The sequence below is a fragment of the Paenibacillus sp. EB106-04-04-XG159 genome (assembly GCF_058791835.1).
In genome coordinates this window covers 19,486-31,396 of the sequence record NZ_JBYTDY010000006.1, presented here as the reverse complement: position 1 = coordinate 31,396, position 11,911 = coordinate 19,486, and the positions used below count along the sequence as shown (strand labels likewise).

The following is an 11,911-nucleotide window of genomic DNA, read 5'->3' as shown; positions in this document are numbered from 1 at the left end:
AGCTCACTGCCGTTTACCTTTTTCAACCGTGATCCACTCGTAAAAATCTTCAGCGTGACAATTAAGTATGCGAGCTGCAAGTACCGCGTTTTCAAATGACATTTCTCTTTCGCCATTTATCCATCTGGATACAGCTGACTCTGTGACATTCATTCGTCGTGCAAGCTCAGATTGTGGCATTTGGTCTAAAAGTTCGCGTAAACGACACCTCCCTTTCTGGAGGGCCATATGTATCCTTTCAATTCATTTTTTTATTTACAATGTTATCTTCAAAGTAATTATTAATCAATGATTATTACAACTGGAGGTTAACTGATGACCATCGCTTGGTTGGAACCATCTGTCCAAAAAAGGATTGAACAATTGAATAGTGAGTGTGAATTCAATTTCCAGAAAGATTATTACACCTTTTTGGAGTTGTTGAACAATATAAAGAGAAATCCAGACGAAGCCGATAAATTCATTTGTACTCTTGAGGATATGTATATTGACACGGTGAAGTATGTTGAATTCGGATATCGTCAAGCAGTTAATGACATGATTACTCTAAAAAATAATTTGCGATAGCAAAAAAGAGAGCTCGATAATTACAATCGGCTCTCTTTTTTTGTTGTGCACTTTATATAATAAGGTTCTCTATCAACAGGGCATAGCAACAGCGCCAAGGATATGATGAGCCGCTTGGAGACGATGGCGCTCAGCGCAGCAGCGCTGCCGCTGTTAGTGATTCGTCAGCAGATCGCATCGGCCTTAGATATCATCGTTCATCTTGCGAGGCTGCGCGACGGGTCGCGCAAAGTGATGGAGATCTGTGAAATGGTGGGTGTTGAAGGAGGTGAGGTTTTCTTGTCTCCGCTGTATGTATTCACGGAGCAAGGGGAAGCGGAAGGGAAGATATGCGGCCGATTGGAGCCGAGGTTCCAGCTGAACAACCGCTGGAAGCTGGCAATTGCGGGTCTGAGCTGGGAGGGAGAAGATGGGCGAGAAGAAGATGTTTCCATTCACTCGCGATGTGAGGCGACTGGCTAGCAGATCAACAGCTCATGCGCCAGCAGATCGCGGATTGCCTGATTATATGAGCTATACCTTATCGTTGAAACAGTATGTAACAGCAGTAATGCTCGGTGTAAGCATGATGGGATTAGTAGGGTACTTATTTTATCAGCATTGGCTGGGAGTTTGTATTATTGGCAGTGCTGGTTTCGCCTATCCGAAGATGAGGCGAGCAGCGCTGCTGGAACGCAGAAGGAGTCAATTAACGATTCAGTTCAAGCAGGCGCTGTATGCGATAAGCTCCTCACTCTCCGCGGGTCGGTCCTTAGAGAATGCTTTCAAAGAAGCTATTGTCGACTTGCAGCTGCTGTATCCAGGAACTGATGTTGATGTCATTCGTGAGCTGCGAATCATCCGCTCCCGGGTAGATAATGGCGAGCCGATGGAAATGGCAATGCTTGATTTCAGCAGACGCGCCAAACAGGAGGATATCGCGAACTTTGCAGATGTGCTGGTGACCTGTAAACGAATGGGAGGCGATGTCATTGAAGTCGTAAGGAGAACGGCATCCGTTATTAGCGAGAAGATGGAGATCGTTCAGGAGATTGATGTTCTTATCGCTCAGAAGCGCTTAGAGATGAAAGCGATGATGGTTGCCCCTTTTCTATTTATCGCTTTCATGAACATAACTGCGCCAGACTTTATGCTCATGCTGTACAGCGGGGTTGGGCGCTTGATCGCGACGGCTGCTTTTCTGCTGCTTCTAGCCGCGCTCTGGCTGATGAAGAGGATGATGAACATTCGAGTGTGAATCCTTTCGGTTCTTAAGGCCTATTGGTTTACAAGAAGGAGTGTAGATTGTGCTGCCGACGTGGTTATGGTTATTGCTGGCTGCAAGCGGAGCTGCCGCTGTCTGGCTCGTGAATCGATTCAAGGCGGAATTACATCTGGAATTGATGAATAAGGAGAATGTTGGGAAGCTGAAGGCGTGGCTTCCAGCTTTCCTTGAACTGTTGAAGCCGTATCAGCAAACGTTCGATACGCATCCGCTGCTGATGTCTGTCCGACAGGCGCTGCTGCAGCTGTACGGTCCAGCGCATGCCTATAACCGCTTTCGGCTGTTTATGGCTGAATTAGCATTTATGCTGGTGGCAGGGCTTCACTTTGGCTTCATATGGGCAGCCGTTACAGAAGGGACAGCAATCAATATGCTGACCGGAAGCTTGCTGGGCATCGTGCTTGCATTAGCCCGCGTTAAAGAAACAATCGGACGGGCGGAGAAGCGGAAGCAGGAGATGCAGCTTGAGCTTCCCGAGCTGTTAAGCAAGCTGACGCTGTTAGTGCAAGCGGGTGAGACAGTGCAGAAGGCGCTTCAATCCTGCTTGCAGCGCAAAGCGGGACAGCTCGAGCATCCGCTGTATCACGAGCTGGAGCGAATGATGAAGGATATGCAGCATGGATACGCATTCGCACAAGCGTTGGAACAATTCGCTAAACGCTGTGCAGTGCAGGAGGTGTCCATGTTTGCGACAACATTGCTGATGAATCAGCGCAGAGGCGGAGAGTCATTTGTGTTGGCGATGGAGGATTTAGGACGCCAGCTATGGGAGAAGCGCAAGGCTGTTGCGCGCAAACGGGGAGAAGAAGCTTCCACGAAGCTCATATTTCCGGTAATGCTTATGTTTATTGTCGTTCTTATTATTGTTGGAGGACCGGCATTTTTGATGATGTAGTCCATGCTGAAATACAGTTAATACCAATTATTAGGGAGGATTTAATATGCTGACACTTGTTCAATCGCAGATGTACAAGCTTTGGAAGGATGAAGACGGAATTGGCGTAATCGAAATCGTAGTTATTGTTGCTATCCTGCTCATATTGGCGTTAACCTTTCGCACCGAAATAACAAAGATGCTGAACGATATCATTAAGAAAGCCAATGAACAAAAAGATAAAGTTCTTCCATAAACCCCGTTCATGCCGCCAAGTGTTGTCGTCTGCTCGAAAGCTGATTCTGCAAGATCGAGGAAGTGCAGCGATCGAGGCTTCACTCGTTTTTCCTCTTATCCTGCTGTGTACGTGCGTATTCATATTCTTTGGGATGATGATTTATATGAAGGTGCTGACTTCCCATGCCGCAGCATATGCGGCGGAGCGAGCAGCTATCGTATGGAATAACAGCAGCAAGGATCCTGGCACAGGCGCGTTTGAGCCGCATCAATATGATGACTTGTATTGGCGAGCATTGTCTGATCAGATGCTGGATCAGCTGTTTAGCGGTTTCGGCAACGAACAGGATTATCGTCTGGACGTACCCACGAGCCATTCACCATCTGACAGCTTGCCCGTTCGTAAGCTGGCCTCCGGCGCTTCTTTTGTCTTGCCGCCGCTATCTGGCGAGCTGCAGTACGATAACAGATTGCTCGAGCGCTTGATAACAGTCTCGATGAGTCATAGCGCGCAGAGCTCCATGATTGCGAAAATGACAGGTGTCGATGTACGTGCGGAAGGTAAGGCAGTCAGTGCGATTGTCGAACCGGCTGAGTTCATTAGAACAGTGGAGTTGGTTCGTTATATGACAGCTAAGCTTCAAGCTATGAAACCGCTTGGTGCTAGCCCTCAAGCAGCTGGAGAAGTGCTGAAGGAGAAGCAGCAGCCGTAGTTTATGACTCAATAGCTCCTTGGCAAGCGAGAACTGGAGGAATACATGTGAAACGAGTAAGCAAAAGAATAGCTCACAGGGGAGCTTCCAGGTTGAGAACGGTCAAGAGTCTAACTGATGAGCGCGGTGTAGTGTCAATCTTTCTCATCTTTGTCGTAATGATCATCTTTACGATGATGGCCGTATTCATTGACTATGCGCGAATAGCAGCGATGGAGCTTCGCACAGAAACACTAGGGCAAACCGCTGCGCGCTCTCTTCTCTCCGCGTATGACCCTAAGCTCCAGCAGCAATATGGACTATTCGCGTATGGGCAAACTGACCCCTCGCTCATTACGACTTATGTGATGACGGACCACACTCCGAAGAGTAATGACAGTCTCTCGTGGATTAATCTGCAGATTGAAGACCATACCTCAACCATTGATCGACCAATTGGATTATTGGAGGAGTTTGAACATCAAGTGCTAGAGGATATGAAGTACAAAGCTCCTATTCAGATCACTTATGAACTTATTCATAAGATGAAGCCTGTCGCTGCCCCGATGAAGGACGCCGCTCAGACAGCAGATCTGTTGAACACGATATCGAAGGATTATGATAAGCGCAATCGTGCATTGGAAGAGGCGCTGCGCATGCAGCAGGAAGCGAGAGATCGCGCAGGACGTGCGGACATCCCTCGACTAATCGGCGAAGTGGATCAGTTATGGAGCAATATCTCGACGGGCAGTATAAACAGCGCGTCGGATATTGTTCGAATGTATGAAGATTACCGACGGATGATTAGGGATGACGCTGAACTTAAAAGTGATGAGAAGCTATATACATCCGAAATCGCTCAATACAGAGCGGACGCGTTAATATTCAGCTATCGATATTACGAACAGATCCAGCAGGCAGGGATGAAGCACACGCAGCTCATCGAAAAGGGGAAGGAGGCAGTTGTTCAAGCGAGACAGTTCAATAAACGAATTCAGGATGCCGTTCAGAAAGCGCGAGCTGATGGTGATAGCTCTTACCAAGGCTATGATAATACAGCTAATGCCAAGGTTCCCGGGAGCGTCGTCGACTCGGTTGACACCGAAGTCATTAAAGGCATCAACGGTTCTATTGATTCGCTTGTGCTGCCCGAATCTTTCTTTGATGAATATGATCAAGAGCTTCAACGGCAGAGCCAGCTCTTGACTCAACTTGAGCGAGAAGCAGCGCGGTTCAAGAGCAAGGTCAACTCAGCCCTAAGCGGCGGCGAATCAATTGCCGGTGCAGCCAGCTCGATCACGGAGACGTGGCAAGCGTGGCGGCGATATGAGACTGCGTATATTCAGCTCCCTGCTAACATTCTGACTGAACGGCAGGGGAAGATTGATAAGCTTACGGAGGCGGATAACGAGAGGCGCAAGTACGAGCAGGAAGCTCGTCAGCAGCTAAGAGAGCTTAACGGATTAATAGCAATGCTGGCGAATCTAACAGTGCTTAAAGAACATCAACAGAACTTTGATGATGTTAGCTCGAAGACCGAAGCTCTTCGAGCGTTCAATCAATCCACATTGTCTCAAGGAGAGAATGGGCTTTCTATGAGCGGAGACGCCGAGGAGGCGAATGAGGAAGCCATGAAGGGGATGACCGATTTGTTCACCCAGCTTGGTGATCTTGCAATAGGGGCCAGAGACCGTATGTACCGTAATGAGTACGCATTCTTGTACTTTACGAGCTTCGACCCGAAGCATCTGCAAGCTCTCTTTCAAGCGGGGTCGCCTTCTCAAGAGTTAGCCTCAGCTCTCGATATCAGCAACCAAGAGCTGGAGTATATCATGTATGGCTTCCAGAATCCCGCAGGCAATATTGCGGCAGCATATGGCGAAATATTTGCGATGAGGCTGGCGATTCGTACGATGGAAGGGTTCGTGGCACACGCGGGTCTAGTTCATCCGCTAGCAATCCTTGCTGCGGCTATCGTATATGGATTAACGATGGCGGCGGCGGATCTGATTGATCTCGTTACAACGAATGCAGTCCCGTTATCCAAATACGCTCCCAGCATCACGTTATCGTACAGCGACTTCTTGCGTCTCTTTATGATGATGCACGGGGATAAACAAGAAATGTCGATTCGGATGCTTGCCCTTATACACTACAACACGGGAATCAATCCTGCTGAACGAGGAACGTATGCTCAAATTCAGATAAAGGCTCGTATGAAGCTGTGGTTTCTGCCGGGAGTGATGACAGCGCTAGGTCATACTGGATTGTTAGGGGGAAAGGTCAGAAATGGCTGCTATGAAGTCGATCAGCTATCAGCGTATTCATACTAGGATCAAGACAAGCAAGCTGCCTATCAATCGCTCCGTCGAAGGCAGCATTGTATTGGAAGCCGCAGTCCTGCTCCCTATGATCATGCTGCTGTTCGTATTCTTCGTTTATCTCATTCAGGCGGCTGTCATATCGACAGCGCTGCAATCCACTGCGACGCAAACCGTCAGACAGGTGGCAGCGCATATGTACCCTGTATCGCTGGCTGCGATGAAAGCTCAATCCCTTGATCCATCAGGAACTGTGGGATCCGTCATGTCTAAGCCGCCGGCTCAATGGATGCGGCTAACGGTGGAGCAATTCACCCAAGAGTTTGCGAAGACACTGCCTTCGCCTGCGTCCGATTGGATTGTTGACGCCGGAAAATGGGCTGGCGGAGCAGTGGAGTCCGCAGGTGAGCAGGCGCAAGCGGAAGCAGGTAAGTATCTATTGCAGCCGTTATTGGAGAGGTACGGTGTGAAGCAGGTGCTGCAGCCCGATCGAATTCGCTTAACTCACCTGAAGCTGCCTGATCTAGTAGAGAAGCGCGAACCCTATATCGCGCTGCAGGTAGAATATGATCTTCCTATGAGAGTCCCTTTATTGATGACGACGATAACACTTACGGCAAGGGCATCCGAGCGGGTCTGGGTAGGGGATAGTCCTGCCGCGAGCGGTAATGATGGCGGCACCGCATCAGAGAAGCCACCATTACAGATTGTTAGCATTGACCCTCAGCCGTTGAAGCCCTGGCGCAAAGCGAGGCTGGTCGCTAAGGGTGCTCCGAACGAAATGCTGAAGCTTAAGGTGTATTACAAGAGCGGTGAAAGTGTAGCCCAAGGCTTAGTGTGGAAGATGACAGACAGTGAAGGTCTCGTTTCCTGGGAATGGGTAGTATCGGGCCATACGACAGAAGGAGTATGGCGACTGGAGGTCATCGCCGAGGATGGCCGTGTTGTAGACCGCAGTTTCATGGTTGGAGACAGCGTTGGGACTCACCGTAATGATAATTCTTAAGAGAAAATGAGGAGGCAAATTAGATGCTACTAACCGAAGGTGCTGGAGCAGCGCTGCTCCTTGCGGCTTTAGTTACGGATATACGTACGAAGACCATTCCTAACATCCTAACCGTCTCAGCGCTAGGGGTAGGATTGCTCCTCCACACGATACTGAATGGTTGGGATGGCTTAGTCTATAGTTCACAGGGGATGCTGGTGGGGTTTGTACCGACATTTGTATTATATCTCTTGCGCGCGATCGGCGGGGGAGATGTTAAGCTGTTTGCCGCGCTTGGAGCTTGGATGGGCAGTCATTATGTGTGGCAGACCCTGATTGGGAGCATCCTGTTGGGAGGAATCATCGCTGGCGGATTGCTGCTGTTTCACTACCGTTCGTTTGGACGCCGCTTTCTGCAATCCATTTGCTTGCTGGCTGGTTCTAAGTCCATCACTGCGTTTCAATTGATTCTGCACAAGCCTGCTACATTTCCTTTCATGATCGCTGTCGTTCCCGCCGCGGTATTTGTTTATTTTTCAAATTATTCGGTTTGATTCATGTGATATGGAGAAGCATCTGCCGAATGAAGGAGGAGACCAGATGCACGGATACCGTGCTGATTATATTCATGATGGCAAGCTGAAGCTAAAGCTCTATCGCGATGAAGCCGTACAGGCAGAACTGTTGGACCCCCATCCGATTCGCATGCTTCAGCAGCATGCCGTACCGCATCTGCTGAAGCTGGACGTCAGTATTATGAATGAGGAAGCTGTGTTCTATTATGACTTAAGCGGCAAACGGCTGCTCATGCCGCTTCTCGCCGTTGAAACGGTAACGGAGCTTCAATATTATGAATGGATGCTGCAGTTAATTCGTACAGTAGAAGACTGTCAGAATTACATGATGCAGCCTAATCAGCTTCTTATTCATGAGGATGTGCTGTTTATTGAAGGCGGAATGGGCGGCAGCACTTTATACATACCTTATATCCCGACGTTGGAATCTTTGCATCCGCGAGCTGTGATCAAGAGTTTACAGCGGATCGCGATTCGTTTATCGAGCGAGGTGAAGGATTGGAAAAGCGATGGATTTCAAGGTCTGATTCGTATACTTTATCGTGAGAATGCCTCTTTTACTGAGCTGAGACAGTATGTGCAAGCTCTAATTGTCCCTCATCAGACTGCCAAGCCCCATGGGGGAATAGTGGAGTCAGCAGCTCCAGCAGCACCCTATGCTCGTTCTGGAACTGATCATTCGATTGCATCAAATGGATCAATGAGAGAGACGATGTCGGATAATCAAGTTCAAATCTCGCTCCCGCGCAAAGTCGAGCAGACTTCTAGCGAAAGGGATTGGCAGAGGGAACCAGCGTGGGGGGAGAGTGACGCTTCATATGATCATTTCAGTGATGAGGAAGATGATTCAGATCATGAATACAGCAGGCTTCACTCGCACTCCCGTTCATCCTCCCAATCTCAACCTCAATCGTGGATTATTTCAGTTGGTGCAGCGATCCTTATAGCCGCGTTCGGCTGGAAGTTTGGATACGGTCGAAGTCAGGGGACGCTGGGGCTAACGGTCAGCATCTTGTTTACCGTTATTGGCGTTGTATGCGGCTATGCATGGTACAGAGGCTTGATCCTTCAATGGTTTCTTCATATTAAGGATCATTCGCATAATAGAAAGGAGCCCCCCTCATCCCTTACAGAAGCCTCTCTCGATCTACCTGCCACTTGGCGTCACTCAGAGCATCAAATTCCGGAGCGAGAGGAGCGCGCTCGTAGTTCGGATATGCATAACTCAGGCATGACAGAAGCTGAGGTCGCAGTTGCCGCCGCGGACCACTCTTCTTTCAATCGGAACGGTGTTGATGGATATTACGATCAACTAACGGATCATACGACGCTGCTTCATGCAGGAAGTCGAGATATGACTGCACTGCTTGATGGAAATGCTTCAGCACCAAGGCTCACTCGCCCGGTCTTGGAACGTATAGGCGCTACAAGAACTATGGAATGTCATGATATCGTAAATAATCCCTGCATTATTGGTCGAGCGGAAAGTGGTGTTCAGCTGTCTATACTAGAGCCGGGCATATCTAAGCTGCATTGCGAGATTCGACATGAGGAAGGACTGTATTGGGTGCAGGACCTTGGTTCGAAGAACGGTACAGAACTGCAAGGTGAGCTTCTTATTCCATACAAGAAGGCTGCTCTCCAGACCGGAGATATCTTGAAGCTAGCCCAGATCGAGTATCGCTTCTCCTTGTTGGAATGACCTCAAGCTGAATAGCAAAGAAAGAGGCGCCGCCTTAAAGGGAGGCCACTGAAGAACTTATGTTTTTTTACGAGCGTCTCGCACAAGTTGCAAAAAAGACATCCACCTCCATTTTTTAGGGGGCGGATGTCTTTTTTTGAGGTCTCTAAATCGGTCTACTCGCCGTGTTTTCAATCTACCAGTTTCAATATTCGCTTAAGATTTACTGCGAATATAGCCATTGCACCTTGCATTTCCATGCCAAGCAGACCCGAGGATGTGGCGACATCATACCCGTGTCCATGTTTAAGTTCGCTGTTCTTTGCTTCAATTTTGTACCGCTCTTTGGACTTCTCCTTGAAGTATTCCGTCTCTTGGAAGGCCATTTGCTCCAAAGGTTCATTGGATTTAATGGTTACAGAATACGTCTTGCTTTTGGCACCTTCTTTGTAACAGCCTTCTTTGAGCGGACAACGCTTGCATAGTTCTACATCAAAATAATAGGTAGCCGTCTGGTTTTGGCCGACACCTTTTTTACCCTCACGAGCCTTTCGGATCGCCAAGTGACCAGCTGGACATACGTACATTCCGGCATCTTTGTTGAACAGAAATTCGTCTTCCTTCTTACGGCTGCCTTGCGTGATGAGCGGATTGAGTTTTGCCACGAGTTCAATCTCGTTACTTTTCGCGTACGAAATATTATCCTTTTCCGAATACGCAGTATCGCCAATGACAGTGTTGACCTGTATGCCGGCTGCTTTGCTTTTTTCGATGAGCATCTGCAATTGTTTGCCATCATTCTTCTCACCAGTTGTAATGACAGCCGCTGTAATAATACGTTCCTCGGTCATAGCTAAATGTGTTTTGTATCCAAAGAAGGCGGAGTCTGCACTCTTGTGTCCCACACGCGCATCCGGATCCGCCGCCAGACGAAGTTGTTCGACATCGTCTTCCACCGTCTCCTTCAACAAGTTGAGCGGATCCAGAATTTTCGGTACTTGTGCGATTCCGGATTCATTTTCGATGAAGGCGACGAGTTTTTGGCAATACTTAATTTCGTTTTCGAGTTCGTTGCTCGTGTTCTTTACTGGCATCTTGGCTTTGGCCGATTCATCCATGCTGTAAACGGCCTTTCGTAATTTTCGTGCACGATCTTGTAGAATTTCTTGCGGCGATTTCTGGTTGTAGCGCGCTTTCGAATGCGTAGCGTCAACAATAATGGAGTTGCTCTTCAGAATATTCTGCTCGATGGCGAGGGCTACCGTCTTCCCAATAAGCATGTCCAACAGGTTGATGTCTTTTAACCGCAGCTTACGAAATTTCGTCAACGAACTCGGGTCAATAACCGGATCCTCCGGCGCCATACCTAGGAAATATTTGAACGAAAGGTCATACTTAGAGCGCTCGACAATGTCTACGTCAGATAGTTCAAAAATAGATTTCAGCAGTAGATATTTAAACATGCGAATGGGGTCAATGGCGTTACGTCCATTGTCCAAACAATATTTTGCTTCCAGTTCCTCATATATGAAGGTGAAGTCCACCAGTTCGTTGATTTTACGGAGTATATTGTCCTTCGGCACGACGATGTCATATAGTGCCTCGTAAGGACTCAGAACCAAAGTTTGTTGTTGCCGAATCATCTGCTCTCACCCACTTTTCGTGATGCCTTAATTATACGGCAAAAAAGGTACAACCTCCTCAATTTTCTTGAAGGACTGTACCTTTTTCGTATGAAAGGACTTTTTCAGTGGCCTCCTTAAAGGACGGGTGCCTCTTTCTTTGCCATTCGGTCATGACGGAGAGCGCGCAGAGCGTTCTCAACTGTCCCATATTGGAATGTGAAGCCATGTTCCAGAGCCTTAGCAGGATAGACGCGTTGTCCCTCTAGCAGCAGGGCGGACATTTCACCGAATACGATCCTAAGCATCCAAGCCGGAACTCGAAACCAGAACGGGCGGTTGTAAACTTTAGCGAGAGTACGGCCGAATTGTTCGTTTGTGACCGTCTCTGGGGATGAAGCATTCACAATGCCATCGATCGTAGAATCCGTGACAATAAAGTCGATCATGCGCACCAAGTCATCAATATGAATCCAGGAGAAGGGCTGTTTGCCGCTGCCGACGGGCCCGCCGAAGTACAGCTTGAAGGGCATCAGCATTGGCGGAAATGCTCCAGCCGTGTTGGCTAGCACGGGCGCGATGCGAAGCTTAATATTCCGCTCTGCTGGAATGAGATCAGCGCTCTCTTCCCATTGCCTGACCACATTGGATAGGAAATCTTCGCCTTCCGCGGCGCTGGTTTCGTCAAACACACCAGTATAAGAAGTGCCGTAAATCGATATGCCGGAAGCGCTAATAAATAACGGCAGCTTCTTACTCAGAGAACCGGCCCAATCCTGAAGCCGTCTTGCAGGCATAACACGTGATGCCGTGATGCGATTTCTTGCGGATTCCGTCCATCGCTGATTGATCGTTTCTCCAGCGAGATTAACGACAACGTCGATATTTTTACATGGACCCGTATTGGCTCTTAGATCTGCCCAGCTTGCATACAACGGCTGCTTGTTCGGGAAATCACGTCTTGGCGCACTCTTGGAACGTGTCACGATAACCACTTCGTGACCTTCGTTAAGCCAAAAGCGCGCAAGCGAATGTCCTACTAATCCTGTACCTCCACATATGAGCATATTCATCCAAATTCCTCCCTGATAAC

General features: G+C 48.5%; 13 protein-coding genes. 10 read left to right on the top strand and 3 right to left on the bottom strand.

The window, feature by feature from the left end; translation table 11 throughout:
* Positions 1–3: 3 nt before the first annotated feature.
* Entirely contained in the window at positions 4–228 is a 225-nt protein-coding gene (locus AC3WTP_RS08795) for a helix-turn-helix domain-containing protein (RefSeq protein WP_492394229.1), read from the bottom strand.
* Between the two features lie 87 nt (positions 229–315).
* On the opposite strand from AC3WTP_RS08795, the gene AC3WTP_RS08790 reads away from it, so the two are divergent.
* The 10 genes from AC3WTP_RS08790 to AC3WTP_RS08745 all read left to right on the top strand — a co-directional run bounded on the left by AC3WTP_RS08790 (position 316) and on the right by AC3WTP_RS08745 (position 9,217).
* Entirely contained in the window at positions 316–567 is a 252-nt protein-coding gene (locus AC3WTP_RS08790) for a hypothetical protein (protein WP_492394228.1), read from the top strand.
* Positions 568–669: 102 nt separating this feature from the next.
* Positions 670–1,029: a type II secretion system protein E gene (locus tag AC3WTP_RS08785; protein ID WP_492394227.1), complete on the top strand. Its 360-nt coding sequence runs from the start codon at positions 670–672 to the stop codon at positions 1,027–1,029.
* Entirely contained in the window at positions 977–1,804 is an 828-nt protein-coding gene (locus AC3WTP_RS08780) for a type II secretion system F family protein (protein WP_492394226.1), read from the top strand. Before AC3WTP_RS08785 ends, AC3WTP_RS08780 begins: the two co-directional genes overlap by 53 nt.
* Before the next feature lie 49 nt (positions 1,805–1,853).
* Positions 1,854–2,726 (top strand): type II secretion system F family protein, encoded by an 873-nt coding sequence (locus tag AC3WTP_RS08775; RefSeq protein WP_492394225.1) that lies wholly within the window; start codon positions 1,854–1,856, stop codon positions 2,724–2,726.
* Positions 2,727–2,772: 46 nt separating this feature from the next.
* A complete protein-coding gene (locus AC3WTP_RS08770; protein WP_492394224.1) occupies positions 2,773–2,961 on the top strand; it encodes a Flp1 family type IVb pilin in 189 nt (62 codons plus the stop codon).
* Positions 2,933–3,655: a TadE family protein gene (locus tag AC3WTP_RS08765; protein WP_492394223.1), complete on the top strand. Its 723-nt coding sequence runs from the start codon at positions 2,933–2,935 to the stop codon at positions 3,653–3,655. The genes AC3WTP_RS08770 and AC3WTP_RS08765 overlap by 29 nt, the downstream gene beginning before the upstream one ends.
* 92 nt (positions 3,656–3,747) lie before the next feature.
* Positions 3,748–5,967 carry an acyl-CoA cholesterol acyltransferase gene (locus tag AC3WTP_RS08760; protein WP_492394222.1) on the top strand — a complete coding sequence of 740 codons (2,220 nt, stop codon included), beginning with the start codon at positions 3,748–3,750 and terminating at the stop codon, positions 5,965–5,967.
* Positions 5,924–6,961: an AAA family ATPase gene (locus AC3WTP_RS08755; RefSeq protein ID WP_492394221.1), complete on the top strand. Its 1,038-nt coding sequence runs from the start codon at positions 5,924–5,926 to the stop codon at positions 6,959–6,961. Before AC3WTP_RS08760 ends, AC3WTP_RS08755 begins: the two co-directional genes overlap by 44 nt.
* Positions 6,962–6,984: 23 nt before the next feature.
* On the top strand, positions 6,985–7,494 hold the full coding sequence (locus AC3WTP_RS08750) for an A24 family peptidase (protein WP_492394220.1): 510 nt from the start codon (positions 6,985–6,987) through the stop codon (positions 7,492–7,494).
* A gap of 46 nt (positions 7,495–7,540) precedes the next feature.
* On the top strand, positions 7,541–9,217 hold the full coding sequence (locus AC3WTP_RS08745) for a DUF6382 and FHA domain-containing protein (RefSeq protein WP_492394219.1): 1,677 nt from the start codon (positions 7,541–7,543) through the stop codon (positions 9,215–9,217).
* 170 nt (positions 9,218–9,387) lie between these two features.
* Here the strand turns inward: AC3WTP_RS08745 and AC3WTP_RS08740 are convergent, their stop codons facing one another.
* Both AC3WTP_RS08740 and AC3WTP_RS08735 read right to left on the bottom strand, forming a co-directional pair.
* The gene (locus AC3WTP_RS08740; protein ID WP_492394218.1) at positions 9,388–10,839 is read right to left on the bottom strand and encodes an IS1182 family transposase; all 1,452 of its coding nucleotides are present in this window, start codon (positions 10,837–10,839) and stop codon (positions 9,388–9,390) included.
* 116 nt (positions 10,840–10,955) lie between these two features.
* A complete protein-coding gene (locus AC3WTP_RS08735; protein ID WP_492394217.1) occupies positions 10,956–11,891 on the bottom strand; it encodes a TIGR01777 family oxidoreductase in 936 nt (311 codons plus the stop codon).
* Between the last annotated feature and the right edge of the window lie 20 nt (positions 11,892–11,911).

Bases quoted from the DNA above. Each gene is read 5' to 3' on its own strand.
- AC3WTP_RS08795 (WP_492394229.1), bottom strand. From the start codon at position 228: ATGGCCCTCCAGAAAGGGAGGTGTCGTTTACGCGAACTTTTAGACCAA.
- AC3WTP_RS08790 (WP_492394228.1), top strand. From the start codon at position 316: ATGACCATCGCTTGGTTGGAACCATCTGTCCAAAAAAGGATTGAACAA.
- AC3WTP_RS08785 (WP_492394227.1), top strand. From the start codon at position 670: ATGATGAGCCGCTTGGAGACGATGGCGCTCAGCGCAGCAGCGCTGCCG.
- AC3WTP_RS08780 (WP_492394226.1), top strand. From the start codon at position 977: ATGGGCGAGAAGAAGATGTTTCCATTCACTCGCGATGTGAGGCGACTG.
- AC3WTP_RS08770 (WP_492394224.1), top strand. From the start codon at position 2,773: ATGCTGACACTTGTTCAATCGCAGATGTACAAGCTTTGGAAGGATGAA.
- AC3WTP_RS08765 (WP_492394223.1), top strand. From the start codon at position 2,933: ATGAACAAAAAGATAAAGTTCTTCCATAAACCCCGTTCATGCCGCCAA.
- AC3WTP_RS08755 (WP_492394221.1), top strand. From the start codon at position 5,924: ATGGCTGCTATGAAGTCGATCAGCTATCAGCGTATTCATACTAGGATC.
- AC3WTP_RS08750 (WP_492394220.1), top strand. From the start codon at position 6,985: ATGCTACTAACCGAAGGTGCTGGAGCAGCGCTGCTCCTTGCGGCTTTA.
- AC3WTP_RS08745 (WP_492394219.1), top strand. From the start codon at position 7,541: ATGCACGGATACCGTGCTGATTATATTCATGATGGCAAGCTGAAGCTA.
- AC3WTP_RS08740 (WP_492394218.1), bottom strand. From the start codon at position 10,839: ATGATTCGGCAACAACAAACTTTGGTTCTGAGTCCTTACGAGGCACTA.
- AC3WTP_RS08735 (WP_492394217.1), bottom strand. From the start codon at position 11,891: ATGAATATGCTCATATGTGGAGGTACAGGATTAGTAGGACATTCGCTT.